20 protein-coding genes and 1 pseudogene are annotated in these 23,259 nt (G+C 63.7%); 15 read left to right on the top strand and 6 right to left on the bottom strand.

Going from position 1 to position 23,259, the window contains the following annotated elements; genetic code table 11:
- Positions 1-60 precede the first annotated feature (60 nt).
- Together AB5975_08725 and AB5975_08720 are read left to right on the top strand one after the other, a co-directional pair.
- Positions 61-978 (top strand): SdiA-regulated domain-containing protein, encoded by a 918-nt coding sequence (locus tag AB5975_08725; protein XDR21893.1) that lies wholly within the window; start codon positions 61-63, stop codon positions 976-978.
- 90 nt (positions 979-1,068) lie between these two features.
- Positions 1,069-1,970: pseudogene (locus AB5975_08720) on the top strand (SdiA-regulated domain-containing protein).
- Positions 1,971-2,085: 115 nt separating this feature from the next.
- Here AB5975_08720 and rpiA read toward each other — a convergent pair.
- Positions 2,086-2,760, bottom strand: a complete 675-nt coding sequence (gene rpiA / locus AB5975_08715; protein XDR21892.1) for a ribose-5-phosphate isomerase RpiA — start codon at positions 2,758-2,760, stop codon at positions 2,086-2,088.
- Positions 2,761-2,893: 133 nt separating this feature from the next.
- On the opposite strand from rpiA, the gene ilvA reads away from it, so the two are divergent.
- Positions 2,894-4,408, top strand: a complete 1,515-nt coding sequence (gene ilvA, locus AB5975_08710) for a threonine ammonia-lyase, biosynthetic (GenBank protein ID XDR21891.1) — start codon at positions 2,894-2,896, stop codon at positions 4,406-4,408.
- A gap of 38 nt (positions 4,409-4,446) precedes the next feature.
- Positions 4,447-4,872 carry a DUF2269 domain-containing protein gene (locus AB5975_08705; GenBank protein ID XDR21890.1) on the top strand — a complete coding sequence of 142 codons (426 nt, stop codon included), beginning with the start codon at positions 4,447-4,449 and terminating at the stop codon, positions 4,870-4,872.
- 72 nt (positions 4,873-4,944) lie between these two features.
- Here the strand turns inward: AB5975_08705 and AB5975_08700 are convergent, their stop codons facing one another.
- A complete protein-coding gene (locus tag AB5975_08700; GenBank protein XDR21889.1) occupies positions 4,945-5,601 on the bottom strand; it encodes an HAD family hydrolase in 657 nt (218 codons plus the stop codon).
- Positions 5,602-5,742: 141 nt separating this feature from the next.
- Between AB5975_08700 and AB5975_08695 the strand changes: the two genes are divergently transcribed.
- Positions 5,743-6,222 carry an RNA pyrophosphohydrolase gene (locus AB5975_08695; GenBank protein XDR21888.1) on the top strand — a complete coding sequence of 160 codons (480 nt, stop codon included), beginning with the start codon at positions 5,743-5,745 and terminating at the stop codon, positions 6,220-6,222.
- Positions 6,223-6,244: 22 nt separating this feature from the next.
- Entirely contained in the window at positions 6,245-8,524 is a 2,280-nt protein-coding gene (gene ptsP / locus AB5975_08690; GenBank protein ID XDR21887.1) for a phosphoenolpyruvate--protein phosphotransferase, read from the top strand.
- A gap of 32 nt (positions 8,525-8,556) precedes the next feature.
- Here the strand turns inward: ptsP and AB5975_08685 are convergent, their stop codons facing one another.
- A complete protein-coding gene (locus AB5975_08685) occupies positions 8,557-9,303 on the bottom strand; it encodes an NRDE family protein (protein ID XDR21886.1) in 747 nt (248 codons plus the stop codon).
- A gap of 129 nt (positions 9,304-9,432) precedes the next feature.
- On the opposite strand from AB5975_08685, the gene AB5975_08680 reads away from it, so the two are divergent.
- Genes AB5975_08680 through AB5975_08670 form a run of 3 tightly spaced genes read left to right on the top strand, consistent with a single transcriptional unit; the run spans position 9,433 to position 12,061 of the window.
- A complete protein-coding gene (locus AB5975_08680; protein XDR21885.1) occupies positions 9,433-10,215 on the top strand; it encodes a sulfite exporter TauE/SafE family protein in 783 nt (260 codons plus the stop codon).
- 16 nt (positions 10,216-10,231) lie between these two features.
- Positions 10,232-11,038 carry a prolipoprotein diacylglyceryl transferase gene (gene lgt / locus AB5975_08675; GenBank protein ID XDR21884.1) on the top strand — a complete coding sequence of 269 codons (807 nt, stop codon included), beginning with the start codon at positions 10,232-10,234 and terminating at the stop codon, positions 11,036-11,038.
- A 51-nt stretch (positions 11,039-11,089) separates the two neighbouring features.
- Positions 11,090-12,061: a thymidylate synthase gene (locus AB5975_08670; protein XDR21883.1), complete on the top strand. Its 972-nt coding sequence runs from the start codon at positions 11,090-11,092 to the stop codon at positions 12,059-12,061.
- Positions 12,062-12,102: 41 nt separating this feature from the next.
- On the opposite strand, the gene cadR is transcribed toward AB5975_08670, so the two are convergent.
- Positions 12,103-12,546 carry a cadmium resistance transcriptional regulator CadR gene (gene cadR / locus AB5975_08665; protein XDR21882.1) on the bottom strand — a complete coding sequence of 148 codons (444 nt, stop codon included), beginning with the start codon at positions 12,544-12,546 and terminating at the stop codon, positions 12,103-12,105.
- An 82-nt stretch (positions 12,547-12,628) separates the two neighbouring features.
- Here cadR and AB5975_08660 point away from each other — a divergent pair, with 82 nt between their 5' ends.
- The 6 genes from AB5975_08660 (at position 12,629) to AB5975_08635 (ending at position 20,446) form a co-directional block, all read left to right on the top strand.
- Positions 12,629-14,881 carry a heavy metal translocating P-type ATPase gene (locus AB5975_08660; protein XDR21881.1) on the top strand — a complete coding sequence of 751 codons (2,253 nt, stop codon included), beginning with the start codon at positions 12,629-12,631 and terminating at the stop codon, positions 14,879-14,881.
- A 9-nt stretch (positions 14,882-14,890) separates the two neighbouring features.
- The gene (locus tag AB5975_08655) at positions 14,891-15,760 is read left to right on the top strand and encodes a LysR family transcriptional regulator (protein ID XDR21880.1); all 870 of its coding nucleotides are present in this window, start codon (positions 14,891-14,893) and stop codon (positions 15,758-15,760) included.
- 234 nt (positions 15,761-15,994) lie between these two features.
- The gene (locus AB5975_08650) at positions 15,995-17,053 is read left to right on the top strand and encodes a putative 2-aminoethylphosphonate ABC transporter ATP-binding protein (protein ID XDR21879.1); all 1,059 of its coding nucleotides are present in this window, start codon (positions 15,995-15,997) and stop codon (positions 17,051-17,053) included.
- A gap of 1 nt (position 17,054) precedes the next feature.
- Entirely contained in the window at positions 17,055-18,779 is a 1,725-nt protein-coding gene (locus AB5975_08645; GenBank protein ID XDR21878.1) for a putative 2-aminoethylphosphonate ABC transporter permease subunit, read from the top strand.
- Between the two features lie 18 nt (positions 18,780-18,797).
- The gene (locus AB5975_08640) at positions 18,798-19,823 is read left to right on the top strand and encodes a putative 2-aminoethylphosphonate ABC transporter substrate-binding protein (protein ID XDR21877.1); all 1,026 of its coding nucleotides are present in this window, start codon (positions 18,798-18,800) and stop codon (positions 19,821-19,823) included.
- Between the two features lie 74 nt (positions 19,824-19,897).
- On the top strand, positions 19,898-20,446 hold the full coding sequence (locus AB5975_08635) for a phosphonate degradation HD-domain oxygenase (protein XDR21876.1): 549 nt from the start codon (positions 19,898-19,900) through the stop codon (positions 20,444-20,446).
- Between the two features lie 17 nt (positions 20,447-20,463).
- On the opposite strand, the gene AB5975_08630 is transcribed toward AB5975_08635, so the two are convergent.
- Both AB5975_08630 and AB5975_08625 read right to left on the bottom strand, forming a co-directional pair.
- A complete protein-coding gene (locus tag AB5975_08630) occupies positions 20,464-21,828 on the bottom strand; it encodes a GTPase/DUF3482 domain-containing protein (GenBank protein ID XDR21875.1) in 1,365 nt (454 codons plus the stop codon).
- On the bottom strand, positions 21,821-23,212 hold the full coding sequence (locus AB5975_08625) for a DUF2868 domain-containing protein (GenBank protein XDR21874.1): 1,392 nt from the start codon (positions 23,210-23,212) through the stop codon (positions 21,821-21,823). The genes AB5975_08630 and AB5975_08625 overlap by 8 nt, the downstream gene beginning before the upstream one ends.
- Between the last annotated feature and the right edge of the window lie 47 nt (positions 23,213-23,259).

Here is a 23,259-nt window from a genome sequence, read left to right as displayed (position 1 = left end):
GATTTTTCACACCCGATCAGGATAATGCGCGCACCCACGCCCATTTCCCAGGAACCGCGCATGCCATCACCCTCCGCCCCGGCAACACCCAAGCGTCGCTTCTTTCTGCGCTGGCCCTTCGGCCTGGCTGTGGCGGCGGTGATCGGTTATGGCGTATCGGTAGCCATGCACTGGGATGACCGTGGTGCACTGTGGGTAAAGGAGAGCTTCGAAAGCACCGCCGAGCGCAGCGAAAGCGTGTGGCTGCCGGACTATCAGGTGGACATCGACGCCAAACCGCTACCGGGCATGGACGATGACGAAGCCTCGGACGTGGCCTTCAACCCGCATACCCGTACCCTGTTCGCGGTCATGGGCAAGAACCCGATCCTGGTCGAGTTGAGCCTGGAGGGCGATGTTCTGCGCAAGATCCCGCTCAACGGCTGGAGCAACCCGGAGGGTGTCGCCGTGCTGGAAGACGGCAACCTGGCCATTACCGACGAGCGTCTGCACGACCTGACCGTGGTCAAGGTGGACGCGCAGACCACGGCACTGAACCACGGCGACTTCCAGAGCCACGACCTGGGCCAGTCGGTGAAAAGCAACAAGGGTTTCGAGGCCATCGCCTGGGACCCGCTGCGTCAGCGCTTGATCATCGGCGAGGAGCGCCCACCCAAGCTGTACACCTGGAACACCGATGGTCGCAGCCCGCTCCAGGGTGAGAAGCAGCCGCTGCCCAGCGAAGAGCTCGACTTGCGCAACCTCTCTGCCCTGGGCGTTGACCCACGCACCGGCCACTTGCTGGTGCTGTCGGCCGATTCCAACATGCTGCTGGAGCTGGACGAGCAGGGCCAGCAAGTCAGTTTCATGACCCTGCTGGGCGGCTTCAACGGGCTTGAAGACACCATCCCGCGGGCTGAAGGGGTGGCCATGGACGATAAGGGCAACCTGTACATGGTCAGCGAGCCGGCGCTGTTCTATCGCTTCAAGAAGAACTGACAACATCATCAGATTTGCCTGATGCTGGCATTAAGCTTCGTTTCAGCCATTAATGATTAGATTCGCCACCCCTGTGTCGAGTCTGCTCTTATGCGCCGTTTTGTTCGCCTGTTCCTTGTTCTGGTTGCCCTTGGCCTGCTCATGCTTGGCTGGGCCGGGCAGGAGTTTCGCCTGTTCGAGCGTGGCTGGTTCAACCTGAAGACCTGGTGGCACCCTGCCGAGCGGAGCATTGGCCTGGACCGCTACCGGGTAGTGCTGGAGGCGCAGCCGGTCGAAGGGCTGGATGATGACATTTCGGCGCTAACCTACGACCCGACCGCAAAACCCTTTTCACCGTCACCAATGCCCGTTCGGAGCTGATCGAGCTGTCGCTGGACGGCCGCATCCTGCGCCGCGTGCCGCTGACCGGCTTCGGCGACCCGGAGGCTGTGGAGTACGTTGGGCCAAACAGTTATGTGATTACCGACGAGCGTCAGCAACGGCTGATTCGCGTAAGGCTGGAAGACGACACGATGTTCCTCGATGCCGGTGACGCCGAACAGCTCAGCCTGGGCATTGGCCTGAACGGCAACAAGGGATTCGAGGGCCTGGCATACGATTCGGCGGGCAAGCGGCTGTTCGTGGCCAAGGAGCGCGACCCGATGCTGATCTATGAGGTGCATGGCTTCCCGCATGACAACCCGGAAAAGCCCTACGCCGTGCATGTGGTACAGGACCGCAAGCGCGATTCACGGCTGTTTGTAAGGGACCTGTCGAGTTTGCAGTTCGATGAGCGCAGCGGGCACTTGCTGGCGCTGTCGGACGAGTCGCGGCTGGTGCTGGAGCTGGATGTAGAAGGCAGGCCGCTGAGTACCTTGTCGCTGCGCAAGGGGTCGCAGGGGTTGCAGGCGACGGTGCCGCAGGCGGAGGGGATTGCGATGGATGAGGTGGGGACCATTTACCTGGTCAGTGAGCCGAACCTGTTTTATGTGTTCAAGCAGGTAACGGAGTGAGCAGGTGGGGCTGCTTTGCAGCCCATCGCGACACAAGGCCGCTCCTACAGGAGATGGCGTACCCCTGTAGGAGCGGCCTTGTGTCGCGACACGAGGGCGAAGCCCTCGCCGAAGCTTACTCGGCCTTCAGGCTCTTCACACCTTCAGAGGTACCGAGCAGCAGCAGGTCCGCCGGTCGCGCCGCGAACAGGCCGTTGGTGACCACGCCAACGATGGCGTTGATCTGCGCTTCCAGCTCCACCGGGTTGGTGATCTGCAGGTTGTGCACGTCGAGGATCACGTTGCCGTTGTCGGTGACCACGCCTTCGCGGTACACCGGGTCGCCGCCCAGCTTGACCAGCTGGCGCGCCACGTGGCTGCGGGCCATCGGGATCACTTCAACCGGCAGCGGGAAGGCGCCCAGCACGGGCACCAGCTTGCTGCCGTCGGCGATGCAGATGAAGGTCTTGGCTACGGCCGCGACGATCTTCTCGCGGGTCAGGGCTGCGCCGCCGCCCTTGATCAGGTTCAGGTGCGCGTCGCTTTCGTCGGCGCCGTCCACGTAGAACTCAAGCTCGCTGACGCTGTTCAGCTCGTACACCGGGATGCCATGGCCCTTCAGGCGCTGGGCAGTGGCTTCGGAGCTGGCGACTGCGCCGTCGAAGGCGGTCTTGTGCTGAGCCAGGGCGTCGATGAAGAAGTTGGCGGTCGAACCGGTACCGACGCCGACAACGCTCTTTTCATCCAGCTTGGGCAGAATGAAGTCGACAGCGGCCTGGGCGACGGCCTGTTTGAGTTGGTCCTGGGTCATGCGGGCTCCGAAAGGGGCAGGGCGGTTTCAAAGTTGCCTAGTATAACGGCTCGCACGGCTTTGCTGTGGTCGCCCGACGTAGCGCTGGGGTAGACTTCCAGCCCTTGTCCCGCGGCCCAGTGATGCATTCCCGATGCTCGAACAGTACGTCAAGAAGATCCTCACCTCGCGCGTCTATGACGTTGCCGTCGAAACCCCGTTGCAGAGCGCCGGGCAACTGAGCAAGCGGCTGGGCAACCAGATTTTGCTCAAGCGCGAAGACCTGCAGCCGGTGTTCTCGTTCAAGATCCGCGGGGCGTACAACAAGCTGGCCCAGCTGAGCCCAGAGGAACTGGCCCGTGGCGTGGTCACCGCCTCGGCCGGCAACCACGCCCAGGGCCTGGCCCTGGCTGCGCGCGAAATGGGCATCAAGGCCACCATCGTGATGCCCAAGACCACCCCGGAAATCAAGGTCGAGGGCGTGCGCTCACGGGGCGGCAAGGTGGTGTTGCATGGCGACTCGTTCCCCGAGGCGCTGGCCTATTCGCTGAAACTGGTCGACGAAAAGGGCTTTGTCTATGTTCACCCTTACGACGACCCGCACACCATCGCCGGTCAGGGCACCGTGGCCATGGAAATCCTGCGCCAGCACCCTGGCCAGCTGGGCGCGATCTTCGTGCCGGTGGGTGGCGGTGGCCTGATCGCCGGTATTGCCGCCTACGTGAAGTACCTGCGCCCGGAAATCAAGGTAATCGGCGTCGAGCCGGACGACTCCAACTGCCTACAGGCGGCCATGGCCGCCGGTGAGCGCGTGGTGCTGCCGCAGGTCGGGCTGTTCGCCGACGGTGTGGCGGTGGCCCAGATTGGCCAGCACACCTTCGATATCTGCCGCCACCATGTGGACGAAGTCGTCACCGTCAGCACAGACGAGATTTGCGCAGCAATCAAGGATATCTACGACGATACCCGCTCGATCACCGAACCTGCCGGCGCCTTGGGCGTTGCGGGCATCAAGAAGTACGTCGAGCTGTATGGCGTGACCGGGCAGACGCTGGTGGCTATCGACTCTGGTGCCAACGTCAACTTCGACCGCCTGCGCCATGTGGCCGAGCGTGCCGAGTTGGGTGAAAAGCGTGAGGCGATCATCGCCGTGACCATTCCCGAGCGACCGGGCAGCTTCAAGGCCTTCTGCGAGGCCATTGGCAAGCGCCAGATCACCGAGTTCAACTACCGCAAGCACACCTCGGACGAAGCGCATATCTTCGTGGGCGTGCAGACCCACCCGGAAAACGACCCGCGTGCAGCGCTGGTGCAGCAACTGACCGAGCAGGGCTTCCCAGTTACCGACCTGACCGACAACGAGCTTGCCAAGTTGCATATCCGCCATATGGTGGGTGGCCATTCGGCCGGTGCCAGTGACGAAATGGTACTGCGCTTCGAGTTCCCCGAGCGGCCAGGGGCGCTGTTCAACTTCCTCAACAAGTTGGGCGGGCGCTGGAACATCTCGATGTTCCACTACCGCAACCATGGCGCAGCTGACGGGCGTGTGGTGGCAGGCCTGCAGGTGCCGGAGGATGAGCGTCACCTGGTACCGGCGGCGCTGGCCAAGATCGGCTACCCGTACTGGGACGAGACCGAAAACCCCGCTTACAAGCTGTTCCTGGGCTGAGCGGCTAAGCTTGGCTTATCGCTCAAGGATGTGAAGACATGGAACACCTGACCACCCTCAAGACCTTGCACATCATTGCCACCGCACTGCTGCTTTTGGGCGCCTTGGGCTTGGCGGCCTGGACCGTTCGCGCCCGCCGTCAGGGTGATGCCGAGGCTTATGCAAAGCTGCTGCGCCGGCCGTTGGTATTTGTCTGGCTGGTGATGGGCCTGTGCCTGGTGAGCATGCCGCTTACCGGTTGGTGGCTGGTGCATCTGGTGGGCTGGCCGCTGGGGCAGACCTGGGTGCTGGCGTCCAGCGTCATCTATACCTTTGGCGCGTTTGCCGTGTGGTGGCTGCTGGTACGGCTGAACCGGCTGCGCAAGGCCGAAGTGGTAGGGCTGCGGTTTACCCTGGCGCTGGCGGTGTTCAGCGGGGTGTGCTTCCTGTCCATTGCCGGGCTGATGGGTGCCAAGCCAGTTTGAGGCCAGAGGAGGGCTTCGCCCTCCATCGCGACGCAAGGCCGATCCCACAGGGGAGCGCGAATCCCTGTAATCTCAATCCCTCAGCGAAACCACCGGCCACCCGCGCTTCTCGGCCTCGGCCCGCAAGTTCGGGTCCGGGTCCACCGCCACCGCATGCGTCACCCGCTGCAATAGCGGCAGGTCATTCATCGAGTCGCTATAGAAGTAGCTGTCCTCGAGATCAAAGCCGTTCTCCAGCATCCAGCGGTCCAGCCGCGTCACCTTGCCTTCACGGAAACACGGTATATCGGTACTACGCCCGGTATAGCGACCGTCGCGCATCTCGCACTCGGTTGCCAGCAGCACGCGAATGCCAAGACGCCGTGCAATTGGCGCGGTGACGAAGCGGTTGGTAGCGGTAATGATCACCAACTGGTCGCCCGCCTCGCGGTGCTGCTGCAGCAGGGCCAGGGCCTTGGGCAGGATGATCGGTTCGATGCAGTCGCGCATGAAGTCGCGGTGCCATTCGTCGAGCTGGGCCACGGGCGTTGCCGCCAGGATCTCCATGGAAAAGGCCAGGTAGGCCTGCAGGTCCAGGGTGCCGTTGAGGTAGTCCTGGTAGAAACCATCGTTGCGTTGCTTGTAGGCGAGTGGGTCGAGGATGCCACGCTCGCAAAGGTAGTCACCCCAGGCATGGTCGCTGTCGCCACCGAGGAGGGTATTGTCCAGGTCGAATAAAGCCAGGCGCATCGCGGTCACTCGCATCAGCCACAGGGTAGGCCCGCAGAATACGGAGTTTTCACGCTGCTGCACATAAGCTTGGCGGGCGCGTTGCTGCGCTCGCAAGCTTTGTGGAACAATGCGGGGACATGCGTTTGCGAGGTTGCTGCCGTGATCGACCCGGATGGTTTTCGCCCCAATGTCGGGATCATTCTTACGAATGATGCCGGGCAGGTGCTATGGGCTCGACGGATCAACCAGGATGCCTGGCAGTTCCCCCAGGGTGGTATCAACCCTGACGAGACGCCTGAAGATGCCCTGTACCGCGAGCTGAACGAAGAAGTTGGCCTTGAACGCGACGATGTGGAAATTCTTGCCTGCACCCGTGGCTGGTTGCGTTATCGTTTACCGCAGCGACTGGTACGTACCCACAGCCAGCCGCTGTGCATCGGCCAGAAGCAGAAGTGGTTCCTGCTGCGCCTGGTCAGCAACGAACAACGGGTGCGGATGGACCTGACCGGCAAGCCGGAATTCGACGGCTGGCGCTGGGTGAGCTATTGGTATCCGCTGGGCCAGGTTGTGACATTCAAGCGCGAGGTGTACCGACGCGCCCTGAAAGAGCTAGCACCGCGTCTACTGACGCGCGACTGACGACGGAGTTCGACCCCGAGCCATGCTCAATACGCTGCGCAAGATCGTCCAGGAAGTAAACTCCGCCAAAGATCTCAAGTCGGCGTTGGGGATCATTGTCTTGCGCGTCAAGGAAGCCATGGGCAGCCAAGTCTGCTCGGTCTACCTGCTCGACCCGGAAACCAACCGCTTCGTGCTGATGGCTACCGAAGGCCTGAACAAGCGCTCCATCGGCAAGGTCAGCATGGCCCCCAACGAAGGCCTGGTTGGCCTGGTGGGTACCCGGGAAGAGCCGCTGAACCTGGAAAACGCCGCCGACCACCCGCGTTATCGCTACTTTGCCGAAACCGGCGAAGAGAAATTCGCCTCCTTCCTGGGTGCACCGATCATCCACCACCGCCGTGTGGTCGGGGTATTGGTCATTCAGCAAAAGGAGCGCCGCCAGTTCGACGAGGGCGAGGAAGCCTTCCTGGTCACCATGAGCGCCCAGCTCGCCGGGGTAATCGCCCATGCCGAAGCCACGGGCTCGATCCGTGGCCTGGGTCGCCAGGGCAAGGGTATTCAGGAAGCGCGCTTCGTGGGTGTGCCTGGCTCGCCTGGCGCTGCCGTGGGGCGCGCGGTGGTGATGTTGCCGCCGGCCGACCTGGAAGTGGTGCCGGACAAGACTGTCGATGACATCGACGCTGAACTGAAGCTGTTCCAGAACGCCCTTGAAGGCGTGCGCGACGACATGCGCAAGCTGTCGGCCAAGCTGGCCACCCAGCTGCGCCCGGAAGAGCGCGCGCTGTTCGATGTGTACCTGATGATGCTTGAAGACGCAGCCCTGGGCGGTGAGGTGACCGAGGTCATCAAGACCGGCCAATGGGCTCAGGGCGCGCTGCGCCAGGTGGTTGGCGAGCACGTCAACCGCTTCGAGCTGATGGACGATGACTACCTGCGCGAGCGCGCCTCCGACGTCAAGGACCTTGGCCGGCGCCTGCTGGCCTACCTGCAGGAAGCCCGCTCGCAATCGCTGGTGTATGCCGACAACACCATCCTGGTCAGTGAAGAGCTGACGCCGGCCATGCTCGGTGAAGTGCCGGAAGGCAAGCTGGTAGGCCTGGTCTCGGTGCTGGGTTCGGGCAACTCTCACGTTGCCATCCTCGCTCGCGCCATGGGCATTCCCACGGTCATGGGCCTGGTGGACCTGCCGTACTCCAAAGTCGATGGCATTGAACTGATCGTCGACGGTTACAAGGGCGAGGTGTTCACCAACCCCAGCGAAGTGCTGCGCAAGCAGTACAGCGAAGTGGTCGAGGAAGAGCGTCAGCTGGCCCAGGGCCTGGATGCCCTGCGCGAACTGCCATGCGTTACCCCCGATGGCCATCGCATGCCGCTGTGGGTCAACACTGGCCTGCTCGCCGACGTGGCCCGTGCACAGCAACGCGGCGCCGAAGGGGTCGGCCTGTACCGCACTGAAGTGCCGTTCATGATCAACCAGCGCTTCCCCAGCGAGAAAGAGCAGCTGGCCATTTACCGTGAGCAACTGGCGGCCTTCCACCCGCTGCCGGTGACCATGCGTACCCTCGACATTGGGGGTGACAAGGCGCTGTCGTACTTCCCGATCAAGGAAGAAAACCCCTTCCTGGGTTGGCGCGGCATCCGCGTCACCCTCGACCACCCGGAAATCTTCCTGGTACAAACCCGCGCCATGCTCAAGGCCAGCGAGGGCCTGAACAACCTGCGCATCCTGCTACCGATGATTTCCGGCATTCACGAGCTGGAAGAGGCGCTGCACCTGATTCACCGCGCCTGGGGCGAAGTGCGTGACGAAGGCACCGACGTGCCGATGCCGCCGGTGGGTGTGATGGTGGAAATCCCGGCAGCGGTGTACCAGACCAAGGAGCTGGCGCGGCAGGTGGACTTCCTGTCGGTCGGTTCCAACGACCTGACCCAGTACCTGCTGGCGGTTGACCGCAACAACCCGAGGGTCGCCGACCTTTACGACTACCTGCACCCGGCGGTGCTGCAGGCGTTGAACACGGTTGTGCGCGACGCCCATGGCGAAGGCAAGCCAGTGAGCATCTGTGGTGAGATGGCCGGTGACCCAGCGGCGGCGATACTGTTGATGGCCATGGGCTTCGACAGCCTGTCGATGAACGCCACCAACCTGCCGAAGGTGAAGTGGATGCTGCGTCAGGTGAACATGAGCAAGGCCACGGAACTGCTGGCCGAGGCCCTGAGCCATGACAACCCGCAGGTTATCCACAGCTCGCTGCAGTTGGCACTGAAGAACCTTGGGTTGGCGCGGATGATTGGGCCTGGGGCCAATAAAACCCTGTGAAATTCGGGGGCCGCCTTGCGGCCCCATGGCCCTCAGACCGTAAGCTCAACTTCCCCCAAGTGCCCACCAAAAGGCCCGAAGCTGCGCTCAACCAGTCGTCTTTTGCCCTGATCATCCACAATCAGCACCGTACTTGCCCGCGTCCCATAATTCTGGCTGGCAATAAACACACTCGACAGCAACTTCTCGGTCGCTACTCCCACGCCCGTCTCGGGTAGGTCACCCTCAGCCGCAGGCTCGTTATCTGCCAGCAACGCCAGCAACCGATGCGGCTCGGGCGCTTCCAGCAGGCCCTCCAGCCCGCTACGTGCCTTCACCAGCTTCGGCCATGGCGTATCCAGCCCGGCATTGGATAACCCGTACACCCCGGCATGCAGCAGGCGCGGCGTGGCTTCCCGAGCATTCAGATATCCCAGCTGCTGGCCATCACCCACCAGCAGGTTGAACCCCGAATACTGCCCACTTCGGCTGGCCACCTGGCCCAGGTAAGCCTCGACACCCATTTCACCCTGCAGGTACGCCGCCACCAGCTCACCCCGCGAGCGTGGCCCCAGCGCCTGGCCCGGGTCGCGGATGTTGGTCAGCGCGGCAAAGCGCCCCTGCGGGCCCACGCCCAGCCAGGTACCACCGGCTTCCAGGTCTCGCCCGGCGTGTACGCCGGGCGCATCGTCCCAGGCTGCCAGGGGCTGGGTGGGGCGGGCATAGAATTCGTCGCGGTTGGCCGCCACGATCAGCGGCAGGGCGTGCCCCGGCCGCCAGGCAAATACGATCAGGCACATCGGTTGGGCCTCTGTGTTTTCTGCCACTGTACCCACAGCAGCATGGCCGATCCATCCTGTCACAGAGTTCACTAGAGCCCCGAGCCCGGCTTCCGTTACCATGCCGGATTGATTTCTCGGGGACGCCGAATGGAATTCGTGCTCTATCTGCTGTTGGGCGCCTGTGCTGGTGTGCTGGCCGGGCTGTTCGGCGTGGGCGGTGGCATCATCATCGTGCCGGTGCTGGTGTTCAGCTTCACCTTGCAGGGCTTCGATGCCTCGGTGTTGACCCATCTGGCAGTCGGCACGTCACTGGCAACCATCGTATTCACTTCGATCAACGCTGTGCTCGAGCACCACCGAAAGGGTGCCGTGCAATGGCCGATTTTCGCCTGGATGACCCTCGGCATCCTGCTGGGGGCCGGCGTCGGTGCCAAGACCGCCTCGTTGATCCAAGGCCCGTTGCTGCAAAAGATCATCGGTGTGTTTGCCCTGGTCATCGCCGCGCAGATGGCACTGGGCCTCAAACCCAAGGCCAGCCGTGGCATCCCCGGTAAACCTGCATTGGTTGGGGCCGGTGGAATGATCGGCTGGGCTTCGGCCATCTTCGGCATCGGCGGTGGTTCGCTGACCGTGCCGTTCCTGACCTGGCGCAGCCTGCCGATGCAGCAGGCGGTGGCCACGTCCTCGGCCTGTGGCCTGCCGATCGCCCTGGCCAGTGCCCTGAGCTTCATGCTGCTGGGGTGGCACGAAGAGCACCTGCCGGCCCATAGCCTGGGCTACGTGTACCTGCCGGCGATGATCGGCATTGCCGTGACCAGCATGTTTTTCGCCCGCTTTGGCGCGCGTCTGGCGCACAAGCTGTCGCCCCGTTTGTTGAAACGCCTGTTCGCAGCGCTGCTGTTCTGTGTCGGCCTCAGCTTTTTGATTTGAATCGAGAGGAAGTTCCATGCTGCCTTACCCGCAGATAGACCCCGTGGCCCTGGCCATCGGGCCGCTGAAAATCCATTGGTACGGTCTGATGTACCTGATCGGCATCGGCGGTGCCTGGCTGCTGGCCTCGCGCCGGCTGAACCGCTTCGATCCCACCTGGAGCCGCGAGAAGCTTTCCGACCTGGTGTTCTGGCTGTCGATGGGTGTGATTGTCGGCGGGCGCCTGGGCTATGTGCTGTTCTACGACCTGCACGCCTACCTGGCCAACCCGACGCTGATCTTCGAGGTGTGGAAGGGCGGCATGTCGTTCCACGGTGGCTTCATCGGCGTGATGTTGGCGGCCTTGTGGTTCGGCAAGCGCAACAACAAGTCGTTCTTCGAACTGATGGACTTCGTTGCCCCGCTGGTGCCGATCGGCCTGGGTGCCGGGCGTATCGGCAACTTCATCAACGCCGAGCTGTGGGGCAAACCCACCGACGTGCCATGGGCGATGATCTTCCCGCCGTTCAGCGACCCAGCCCAGCTGCCACGCCACCCGTCGCAGCTGTACCAGTTCGCCCTGGAGGGCGTGGCACTGTTCGTCATCCTCTGGCTGTTCTCGCGCAAGCCGCGGCCGACCATGGCGGTATCGGGCATGTTCGCGCTGTTCTACGGCATCTTCCGCTTCATCGTCGAATTCGTGCGGGTGCCGGATGCCCAGCTGGGCTATATCGCCTGGGGCTGGCTGACCATGGGTCAGATTCTGTGCGTGCCGATGATCCTGGCTGGCCTTGGCCTGATCTGGTGGGCTTATAATCGCAAGCCTACGGCGAAACCCGCCTGATTAATCCCACGGCAGGGGCGATCCCCCTGCCGTTTTTGCTACAGGTAAGCCATGAAACAGTATCTGGACCTGGTCCGCGACGTCATCGAAAACGGCACGATGCAGGGCAACCGCACCGGCATTCGCACCATCACACTGCCGGGCGCCATGCTGCGTTTCGACCTGCAAAAGGGCTTTCCGGCCATCACCACGCGCAAACTGGCGTTCAAGTCGGCAATCGGCGAAATGGTCGGTTTTCTGCGGGGCGTGAAAAACGCAGGTGAATTCCGCGAGCTGGGCTGCAAGGTCTGGGACCAGAACGCCAACGAAAACGCTCAGTGGCTGGCCAACCCGTTCCGCCAGGGCCATGACGACCTGGGCGAGATCTACGGCGTGCAATGGCGCCAATGGCCAGGCTACAAGCGCATCCCGCTGAGCAACTCGGCCGCCATCGAAATGGCCGAAAAGGCAGGCTTCCGCCGTATTGCCCAGGACGAAGAGGACGGCGTCGCCTTCGTCATCCTGTACAAGGCCATCGACCAGGTGCGCCAGTGCCTGGACACCATCGCCAACGACCCGGGCAGCCGCCGCATCCTGTTCCACGGCTGGAACTGCGCGCAGCTGGACGAAATGGCCCTGCCGCCGTGCCACCTGCTGTACCAGTTCCACCCAAATGTCGAGACCAAGGAAATTTCCCTGACCCTCTACATCCGCTCCAACGACCTGGGCCTGGGCACACCGTTCAACCTCACCGAAGGCGCGGCGTTGCTGTCGCTGTTCGGCCGCCTGACCGGTTACACCCCGCGCTGGTTCACCTACTTCATCGGTGATGCCCATGTGTATGAAAACCACCTGGACATGCTGCATGAGCAGCTCAAGCGCGAGCCGCTGGAGGCGCCGAAACTGGTGATCAGCGACCGCGTGCCGGCGTTTGCCGAGACGGGTAAGTACGAGCCGGAGTGGCTGGAGAAGATCGAACCGAGTGATTTCTGGTTGGAAGGTTATGAGCACCATGCGCCGATGACAGCGCCGATGGCGGTGTGATTTTCTAGATTGCCGGGGGGCGCAAAGCGCCCCCGGCGATCTCAATGCCCGTGGCTGCGCCCCACATGCGAATGCTCGGTATCCGGCACCGATACCGCCCCGTTCGTCTCCAATCGCTGCAAAATCGCACACTCACTCCCTTGCGCATTGCAGCGCCGCCGCAGCTCTACCAGCTGTTCCTGCAACGCCACCAAACCGTCGATACGCGCCTGCACATGCTCGATATGCTCGTCGATCAGCGCGTTGACACTGCCGCACGAGTCATCCGGGCTGTCGCGTAGGCGTAGCAGGCTGCGAATTTCGTCCAGGGTCATGTCCAGGGTGCGGCAGTTACGGATGAAGGTCAGCCGCTCGACGTGAGCCTGGGTATACAGCCGGTAGTTGCCGTCACTGCGCGCAGGCTCCGGCAGCAGGTTTTCCCGCTCGTAGTAGCGAATGGTTTCCACCGCACAGTCGGTGGCTTTGGCCAGTTCTCCGATTTTCATCACGAATCTCCAGCAATAGGCTTGACCCTATAGTGGCTACAGGGTGTTCACTTGGCAACAGGCTCACTTTAAGGATGACCCCATGAACCAGCCTGTCAGCCACGACCACAAGCACTCGCACGATCACGCCCATGGCGATGACGACCACGGCCATGCTGCCCACGGCCACAGCTGCTGCGGCTCCAAAGCCGCGCCATCGCTGGTGCAACTGAGCGAAACGGCCAGTGCCCAGGCGCAGCTCAGCCGTTTTCGCATCGACGCCATGGACTGCCCCACCGAGCAGACGCTGATCCAGGACAAACTGGGCAAGCTGGCCGGAATCGAGCAGTTGGAATTCAACCTGATCAACCGCGTGCTTGGCGTGCGCCATACCTTGAACGGTACGGCTGAAATCGAGCGGGCCATCGACAGCCTGGGCATGAAGGCCGAGCCGATTGCTGCCGAGAACGACGGCACCACCAGCGTGGCACAACCGGCCAAGACCCGCTGGTGGCCGCTGGCACTGTCGGGTATTGCTGCGATTACCGCCGAAATCGTGCACTTCGCTGCGCTGGCCCCGGAATGGGTGGTAGCGGGGCTGGCGCTGTTGGCGATCCTCGGCTGCGGCCTGGGTACCTACAAGAAGGGCTGGATCGCCCTGAAAAACCGCAACCTCAACATCAATGCCTTGATGAGCATTGCCGTGACCGGTGCGGTGCTGATCGGCCAGTGGCCGGAAGCAGCCATGGTGATGGTGCTGTTCACGGTCGCCGAGCTGATCGAAGCGCGCTCGCTGGACCGTGCGCGCAATGCCATCGGCGGGTTGATGCAGTTGGCCCCGGACATGGCCACGGTGCAGCAGGCCGATGGCCTGTGGCGCGAGCTGGACGTGCGTGAAGTGGCCATCGGTGCGTTGGTGCGGGTGCGCCCCGGCGAACGCATCAGCCTGGACGGTGAAGTGACCAGTGGGCAGTCCAGCGTCGATCAGGCACCGATCACCGGTGAAAGCCTGCCTGTAGAGAAGGCAGTGGGCGACAAACTGTTCGCCGGTACCATCAACCAGGCGGGAGCATTGGAGTTCCGCGTTACCGCTGCTGCCGGGCAGTCTACCCTGGCGCGGATCATCAAGGCCGTGGAGGAGGCACAAGGCGCGCGGGCACCTACCCAGCGCTTCGTCGACCGTTTTTCGCGCATCTACACCCCGGTGGTGTTCGCCATTGCCCTGGCCGTGGCGGTGATCCCGCCGTTGTTCATGGCCGGTGCCTGGTTCGACTGGGTCTACCGTGCTCTGGTATTGCTGGTGGTTGCGTGCCCCTGCGCATTGGTGATCTCGACCCCGGTGACCATCGTCAGCGGCCTGGCGGCTGCCGCGCGCAAAGGCATCCTGATCAAGGGCGGCGTCTATCTGGAGGGCGGCCGCCACCTGGACTTCCTGGCCCTGGACAAGACCGGCACCATCACCCACGGCAAACCGGTACAGACTGACGCCGAAGTGCTGGCGCCGCAGTTCGAAGCCCGCGCTCAAGCCCTGGCCGCCAGCCTGGGCGAGCGCTCGGACCACCCGGTGTCCCGCGCTATCGCTCAGTTCGGCAAGGCGCAAGGGCTGGCTCTAAGTGAAGTGGATGACTTCGCCGCCCTGGCCGGGCGCGGTGTGCGTGGCACCATCGACGGTGAGGTCTACCACTTGGGCAACCACCGCCTGGTCGAAGAGCTGGGCCTGTGCTCGCCAGCGCTGGAAGCCAAACTGGATGCGCTGGAGCGTCAGGGCAAGACCGTGGTGCTGCTGCTCGACCGTTCCGGGCCATTGGCGCTGTTTGCCGTTGCCGACACCGTGAAGGACAGCAGCCGCCAGGCTATCGCCGAGCTGCATGAACTGGGTATCAAGACTGTCATGCTGACCGGTGACAATCCGCATACCGCCCAGGCCATCGCCGCTGTGGTGGGCATCGACCGCGCCGAGGGTAACCTGCTGCCAGCCGACAAGCTGAAAACCATCGAGGCCTTGTACGCAGAAGGCCACCGGGTGGGCATGGTCGGTGATGGTATCAACGACGCGCCAGCTCTGGCCCGCGCCGAGATCGGTTTTGCCATGGCCGCCGCCGGTACCGACACCGCCATCGAGACCGCCGACGTAGCGCTGATGGACGACGACTTGCGGAAAATTCCGGCCTTCGTCAGGCTGTCGCGCCAAAGCGCGGCGATCCTCATGCAGAACATCGTTCTGGCGTTGGGCATCAAGGCGATATTCCTGGCCATCACCTTTGCTGGCATGGCGACCATGTGGATGGCGGTGTTCGCCGACATGGGCGTGAGCCTGCTGGTGGTGTTCAACGGCTTGCGCCTGTTGCGCAAATAGAGGACGTGCATGCTGAGTTCGGAGCTGAAAGCCTTTTACATGGTGGCCCGTCTGGGCAGCATCACCCTGGCGGCGAAGAAGCTTGGGCTCAGCCAGCCCACGGTAACCACGCAGATCCGCAACCTGGAAGGCCAGTACGCCGTGGAGCTGTTCTACCGTGGCGGTCGGCGCCTGGTGCTGAGCGAGGAGGGCGTGCGCCTGTTGCCGATGGTCAAGGCACTGCTGCAGCAGGAGGCCGACATCGAGTTCGAGCTGCGCAACAGCGGCCAGGCGCAGGGCAGCCTGCGCATCGCAGCCACGGCGCCTTACTACATCCTTGACCTGGTGAAAATCTACCGCGAACGGCTGCCTCAGGTAGAAGTGGCGGTGGAGATCGGCAACTCGCAGCAGGTGCTGGAAATGCTCGAAGACTACCGGGTGGATATCGCCGCGTCTTCGCAACTGGTGGAGGATGCGCGGTTGGTGCGGCGGGTACTGGGGACTGATCCGCTGGTGGTGGCGGTGCACCGCAACCACCCATTGGCCCATCGCCAGTCGGTGTCCATCGAGGGGGTAGCCGGGCATTGCCTGCTGATGCGCGAGAAGGGCTCGACCACGCGCAAGCTAACCGAACAGATGATGCAGGAGGCCGGAGTCAAGGCCGGCGCCTTGCTGGAAATCGGCAGCCGCGAGTCGATTCGCGAGGCGGTGCTGCGCAACATCGGCATCAGCGTGATTGCCCGCCATGAGGTGCCGCACAACCCTGAGCTGCGGGTGCTGGCGCTGGAGAATGCGCCGGTGATGCATGAGTATTTGTATTGCCTGAAGGAGCGTCGCCAGGCCCGTTTGCCGGCTGCCTTTCTTGGGGTGGCGCAGGAAGTGGCTGGCTCACACTTCTGATTCAGGAGTACACAGGCACTGTAGGAGTGGCCTTGTGTCGCGATGGGCTGCGCAGCAGCCCCGGGGTTTCAGCTCCGCCGCATGAATTGCCGGGGCTGCTGCGCAGCCCATCGCGACACAAGGCCGCTCCTACAAAATCTGCCTATATCACTATCATCGACTTTTGCCCAAACGCCACAGAACCTTCGCACAGCCTTCCTAGCATGGCCCCCATCTCTTCGATGAGGCCCTGCCATGAACCACACCACCCCCGGCGCACAAATGACCGTGCGCAACATCCACAAGCGCTTCGGTGCCTTCACGGCGCTGAACGATGTCTCGCTGGACATCGCCGCCGGCGAGCTGGTGTGCCTGCTTGGCCCGTCCGGTTGCGGCAAGACCACGCTGTTGCGTTGCATTGCCGGCCTGGAGCGCCAGGACCGCGGTACGCTGTACATCGGCGAACGCGATATTTCCGAGCTGCCGCCCCAGGCCCGTGACTACGGCATCCTGTTCCAGTCCTACGCGCTGTTTCCCAACCTCACCGTCGAAGCCAACATCGCCTACGGCCTGACCGGCAGTGGCCGCGAGCAGGCCCGTCAGCGTGTGGCCGAAATGCTCGAGCTGGTGGGCCTTGCCGGCAGCGAGAAAAAGTACCCCGGCCAGCTTTCCGGTGGTCAGCAGCAACGTGTGGCCCTGGCCCGCGCGTTGGCACCGTCGCCTTCCTTGTTGCTGCTCGACGAGCCGATGTCGGCGCTGGATGCGCGGGTGCGCGAGCACCTGTGCACCGAGCTGCGCCAGCTGCAACGGCAGCTGGGCATCACCACCTTGATGGTGACCCACAACCAGGACGAGGCCATGTTGATGGCCGACCGCATTGCGGTAATGAACAACGGCCAGGTCGAGCAGTACGCCACCCCGCAGGAAATCTACGACCAGCCGGCCACGCCGTTCGTCGCCGAGTTCGTCGGCCAAGGTAACTGGCTGCCGTTTCAGCGCAGCAGCGACAGCCATGCCCAGGTTGGCGGCATGAACATGCGCCTGGCGCCGGGTTCGGCCCAGGCCAGCAGCGGTCGGCTGTTCTGCCGCCCAGAGGCGATCACGGTCAACCCGGTGGTACACGAAGAAAACCTGTTCCCGGCCATGGTTCGCGAAATCACCTTCCTCGGTAACCGCTGTCGCATGAGCTTTGAACTCAAGGCCTTGCCAGGCCATGCCTTGCTGGCTGAACTGGCCCCCGAAGCCATGCCGCGCCTGGGTTCGCAGGACATCTGGGTGGCACTGCCGCCGCAGAGCCTGCAGGTGTTTGCCTGAGATGGCCGCGCCAATGTCCCTGCCACTGGGCCAGGCCAAAGCCGCGCCGCGTGCTGGCGTCGCCCTGGGTGACCGGTTGTTCGTCGTCGGCGGCAAGAGCCTGCTGCTGATCCTGTTGGTGCTGGCCGTGCTGATGCCGCTGCTGGCGATCTTCTGGCGTGGTTTCAGCGGTGAAGCGGGCCAAGGCGGCGGATTGCTGGCGGCCCGTGAACTGTTCGCCAGCGACAACTTCCACTGGTTGCTGGGCAACAGCCTGTCGGTGGCCTTGACGGTTGCGGCCATCGTGGTGCCGCTGGCCTACCTGTTCGCCTATGCCCTGCAACGCACGCTGATTCCGGCCAAGGGCCTGTGGCGGGGGATTTCGCTACTGCCGCTGTTGGCACCGTCGATGCTGCCGGCCATCGCCCTGGTCTACTTGTTCGGCAACCAGGGGCTGCTGCGCGGGTTGCTCAGCGACAACATCTACGGTTTCTGGGGCATCGTGCTGGGCGAGGCTATCTACACCTTCCCGCATGCGCTGATGATCCTGCTGTCGGCGCTGTCGCTGGCCGATGCTCGCCTGTTCGATGCAGCTTCCAGCATGGGTGCCGGCTCGTGGCGGGCGTTCACCAGCATTACCTGGCCGGCCACACGCCAGGCGGTGTTCGCGGCGTTGTGCCTGGTATTCACCCTGACCATCACCGACTTCGGTGTGCCGGTAGTGGTCGGTGGCGACTATCAGGTGCTGGCACTGGAAGCCTACAAGGCGGTGGTCGGCCAGCAACAGTTTGGCCGTGGCGCGTTGATCGGCATGGTGCTGCTGTTGCCGGCGCTGTTCAGCTTTACCGTCGACGCCTGGCTGCGCCGGCGCCAGGGCGAGGCCATGAGCGGCCGTGCCCAGGTGTTCGTACCCAAGCCATCGCGTGGCCGCGATGCCTGCTTCCTGGCCATCGTGCTGCTGGTGTGCGCGGCATTGTTGCTGGTGATCGGTATGGCGGTGTATTCCTCGCTGGTCACCTTCTGGCCATACAACCTCTCGTTGTCACTGCGTCATTACCTGTTCGACGACACCGCAGGTGGCGGCTGGCTGGCCTACCGCAACAGCGTGACCATGGCCATCGGCACCGCGCTGATCGGCAGCATCGTGATCTTCACCGGTGCCTACCTGATGGAGAAAACCCAGGGGCAACGCCTGCTCAACCAGGCGCTGCGCCTGCTCAGCTTCATCCCCATGGCCGTGCCGGGCCTGGTGCTGGGCCTGGGCTACGTTTTCTTCTTCAACCTCAACGGCAACCCGCTGCATGTGCTGTACGGCGGCATGGGGCTGCTGGTGGTGTGCACCATCGCCCATTACCTGACCACCGCGCAGATGACCGCCACCACCGCCCTGCGTCAGCTCGACGGCGAGTTCGAAGCCGCTGCGTTGTCGCTGAAGGCGCCGCTGTACAAGCACTTCCTGCGGGTGACCGTGCCAATCTGCCTGCCGGCGTTGCTGGACATCATCCGCTACCTGTTCGTCTCGGCGATGACCACCGTGTCGGCGGCGATCTTCCTGTACAGCCCCGACACCATTCTGGCTGCCGTTGCCGTGCTGAACATGGACGACGCCGGCAACGTTGGCGGTGCCGCCGCCATGTCCACCCTGATTTTGCTGACCAGTGCCGGCGCTTCGCTGCTGCTGGCCGCAGCCTCACGCGGCCTGCTGCGCCGCTCCCAAGCCTGGCGCCAACGCGCCGCGACCGTCTGACCTGTAAGGAACCTACCCATGTACAAGCACCTTGCACTTGCCGCTGCTGTTTGCGCCGTGTTCAGCCTGCAGGCTTCGGCCGCCAATACCCAGCTGACGGTCTACACCGCGCTGGAAGCCGAGCAATTGAAGAGCTACAAACAAGCCTTCGAAAAAGCCAACCCGGATATCGAGATAAAGTGGGTGCGTGATTCCACCGGCATCATCACCGCCAAGCTGCTGGCCGAGAAAGACCGCCCGCAAGCCGACGCGGTTTGGGGCCTGGCGGCGTCCAGCCTGGCGATTCTCGACCAGAACGGCATGCTTGAAGCCTATGCACCGAAAGACCTGGGCAAGATCTCCGGCAACTACCGGGACGCTGCCAACCCACCGGCTTGGGTGGGCATGGATGTGTGGGCTGCGACCATCTGCTTCAATACCATCGAGGCCGAGAAGCAGGGCCTGAGCAAACCGGTTAGCTGGCAGGACCTGACCAAGCCCGAGTACAAGGGCAAGATCGTCATGCCCAACCCGGCCTCGTCCGGCACCGGTTTCCTTGACGTGAGTGCCTGGTTGCAGACCTTCGGTGAACCGCAAGGCTGGGCCTACATGGACGCGCTGCACCAGAACATCGGCCAGTACGTTCATTCCGGCTCCAAACCGTGCAAGCTGGCAGCGGCAGGCGAGTTCCCGATCGGTATTTCGTTCGAATACCCGGCCGTGCAGCTCAAGCGCCAGGGCGCCCCCCTGGACATCGTGCTGCCGAAGGAAGGCCTGGGTTGGGAGATCGAGGCGACTGCAGTGATCAAGGGCTCGCCCAAGGCGAATGCGGCCAAGCGCCTGGCTGATTTCTCGGCAAGCCCGGCGGCCATGGAGCTGTACAAGGAAAACTTCGCCGTGCTGGCCGCGCCAGGCATTGCCAAGCCGCAGACCGAGTTGCCGGCAGACTATGAGCAGCGCCTGATCAAGAACGACTTTGCCTGGGCTTCGAAAAACCGGGATGAAATCCTGACCGAATGGCGCAAGCGCTATGACGGCAAGTCGGAGAAGGTGGCCCAGCAGTAACCTGTACCGGCCTCTTTGCGGGCACGCCCGCGAAGAGGTCACCGCCGCTATCAAGCCAGGACTACTAGATACCGATGCCTACTCCAGCCCAGATCATCGATAGCACCTTTGCCCTGTACGCGCGCCATGGCAGCGACGACTACATCGGCGAAGCCATCACCCAGCTCGAGCACATGTCCCAAGCCGCGCAACTGGCCATGGCCGAAGGCTTCGACGATGAAGTGGTGCTGGCGGCGTTCTTCCACGACATCGGCCATCTGTGTGGTGGTGACGCCAGCATGGGCGGTTACGGCGTGGTCAGCCATGAACGCATCGGCGCCGAATATTTGCGCCGTTGTGGTTTTGGCGAGCGCATGGCGCGGCTGGTGCAGTATCACGTGGAGGCCAAGCGTTACCTGACTTTGCGTCAAGCGGGGTATTACCAGCGGTTGAGTGAAGCGAGCAGGCGGACCCTGGAGTATCAGGGCGGCATGATGAGCGAGGCCGAGGCGGATGCGTTCGAGCGGGATCCGCTGTTCGAGGTCAGCCTGCGGATGCGGGAATGGGATGAAATGGCCAAGGAAATTGGAATGCCAGTGGTTGATCTGGAGGGATTGAAGCAGAAGGCGCTGGCACTCCTTTGAAAGATGGGCCTGGTTACTCAGATCTGAGTAACCAGCGCCTCAAGCTGTTCTTGCCGTTCAGCCTGGTTCAACTTCGCCCCAGGATTGAGCGTGGACCACTGGGGGTGCGCTCGTGCTTTCACCAGTGCCTCCGGCAACTTGCCCTCGCGCCAGGCTTTCTCATCCACCTCACCCAGACGAATACTGTCCTGTGCCGCATGCCCGCGGCTCTCCAGCGCCATCATCAACTGCTGCTGACGCAGAGCCAGCAAGCGCAACACGGTATCGTCCACGGTCAGCTCGCGTTTGCCCTTGAGCTTGCCCATCAACCGCGAACCATAGTTGCGCGCCGTCTGTAGCGCGCCGCCGGCAATCGCCCCTGCCAACGCCGCCGCACCCAAGGTAAGGCCGCCGACCAGTAGATCCACCCCAGCGCCCGCTGCCGCACCCGCTGCCACACCGCTGCCCAGGCGCACGCCCAGCAACTTCAGGGTTTCGGGGTTGAACAGGTCATCGCCCCAGCGGCCATCGAGCAACGGCAGGTCGCTGGCATGGGCATCCTCGCGGCGGAATGCGTACAGCTTGAGCAAGGCTTCAACGCAACGCTGCTCACGTTGGCGTATGTCTTGACGCAGGGCTTCCATCGCCCGGGCTTCGGCCGCCGGTTCGGCTTCGACGCTGCGCCGGCAGGCGGCGCAGTCCAGCAGCAGTTCGGCAATCAGCCGCTTGCCACTGTGCCGGCGGGCCAGGCGTTGCGCTTGCTGGTCGTCGATCAGCCGCTGCAGGGCTGGGCGGGCGTCCTCCAGCAGTAGGGCAAGGCTCTCGTACAAACGGCGCTCGCCATCCTCGGGCGGGGCCACGCTGTCGAACCGCACCAACGCGTGAAGGCCAAGCCGGGCAAGGGCTTCACGCCATTGCGGCTCGCGGTGCTGGTGGCTGGCGACGAAGTTGAGCACCGGCAGCAACGGCTTGCCGCAGCTGGCGAGTACTTCCAGTTCGTCGCGGTATTTGGCCAGCACCGGCTCGCGCGCATCGATCACATACAGGCCGGCATTGCTGGCCTGCAGTTGACGCAGCACTTTGGCTTCTTGCTCGAAACGCTGGCGCGCTTCGCTGCCCTGCAGAAAACGCTCCAGGCGGGCCGGGCCGTCCAGACGCTCGCCGGGGCGCTCCAAGCGTTCGAGGTAGTCGAGCAGGGCGATGGCATCTTCCAGGCCTGGGGTGTCGTACAGCTCCAGCAAGGGTTCGCCGTCCACCGACAGCCGCGCACCCTCGACATGGCGAGTGGTGCTGGGGCGATGGGATACCTCACCAAAGCCCACGTCGCGGGTCAGGGTGCGCAGCAACGAAGTCTTGCCGACGTTGGTGTGGCCGACCACGGCCAGTTTAAGTGGCTCAGTCATGGCCATGCTCCAGCCAGGTCAAAGGCGAGGTGTCGGCGTGTGCCAGGCCAAGGCGGTCGAGGGCTTCGTGCCAGTCGCCCAGGCGCTGAGCATCCAGGGCCTGGCCGGGGGCGGCCTGGAGCAGCCAGATGCGCGTTGCGCCGGCATTGCGCGCCAGTTCTGCAAGCAACGCCAGGCTGCCGCGGTCGGGTGAGCGGCGTGGGTCGCAGGCAATGGCGAGGCGTGCCGGGGGGAAGCGGCTGAGTTGCTCGAGCAGGCGGTTGCGCGATTCACGGCTGTCGAGCACGCCGGCATCGATCACGTTTTTCGGCAGGGCGGGTGGCCAGGGGCGCTGGTCGTCCAGCTCCAGGCCGACCAGCAGGGCACCGCTGCTACCGCTTTCCAACTGGCCTGCGGCAAATTGCGGCAAGGCTTCGGGGGCGGCGTCCTGTACGCCGATTCGCTCGCTACGCGGCATCAGTGCTTCACGCAACTGCGCATAGCCGGGCAGGCTCAGGTCCAGCGCCAGGCGTTCGCGGCCCTGGCGCCAGCGCCACAGGCACAACCCGGCCAGCAGCAGGCGCGGCAGCAGGCCATACACCAACACCACGCCGAGCAGCCAACTGGCCCAAGCCTGGCGTGCCAGCTCCAGGGCAGGCTGGCTGTCGCCGCTGGCGCGAATCATGGCCTCATCGGGCACGGCGAAGCCCAGCAACGAGGGCAGGGCGCCCAGCGCCTGGGTCAGGTGAATGAACGGGTCGGCGGCAAGCAGGGTGGTTTCCCAGACAAAGCCGTAGCGCCGGGTGGCCAGCAAGGCCAGCAGCATGCCCAGGGCGGTGAGCATCGCCAGCAGCCATAGGCCATGCACCAACAGGCCGAGCAGCCAGCGGTTGAGGCGCTGGCGCTGCAGCAGCACCAGCAACGCCGGCGCCAGGTGCGCGGCCTTGGCATCGCGGGCGAAGCGTTCGCTCAACCACAGCCACAAGCGGCCCAGCCCCGCGCCATGTTCGCCGCTCAGGGCAAAACCGATGGCCCAGCCCAGCAACATCAACAGGTTCAGCCCAAGCAGGCTGCCCAAGGCCCAGAATACGTTAACCGGTCGCTGCCCGTCGCCCAGGGCGGCCAATGCCAGGCCGGCACCGCTGAGCACGGCCATCAGCAGCAAGGCCAGCAGCGCCAGGCGCGCGCCTTGCTTCCAGTGGCGCAGGGCGGCGCTCATGCCGTCGCGTTCGGCCAGAAACAGCGCCCGATTTTCGATGCGCGTCGCCAGGTCGCCGCCGAGCTGGCGAGCATGGCGGTTGGCTTCCTGGTCATCCAGCAGGCCGGCGTGTTCCTCGCGCAGGCGTACCGCTTCGGTGAGCCAGCGCTTGTCCAGTGGCGTGGGTGCAGTCACAAGGTCTTCCATTGCACAGGTCAAGGCAGAAGCATAACCCACACGCCCGGTGCTATCCT

The sequence above is a fragment of the Pseudomonas putida genome (assembly GCA_041071465.1).
In the GTDB taxonomy this organism is placed as follows: Bacteria; Pseudomonadota; Gammaproteobacteria; order Pseudomonadales; family Pseudomonadaceae; genus Aquipseudomonas; species Aquipseudomonas putida_P.
The sequence above is the reverse complement of the archived record's forward strand: the minus strand, read 5'-3'. Positions and strand labels throughout refer to the sequence as shown.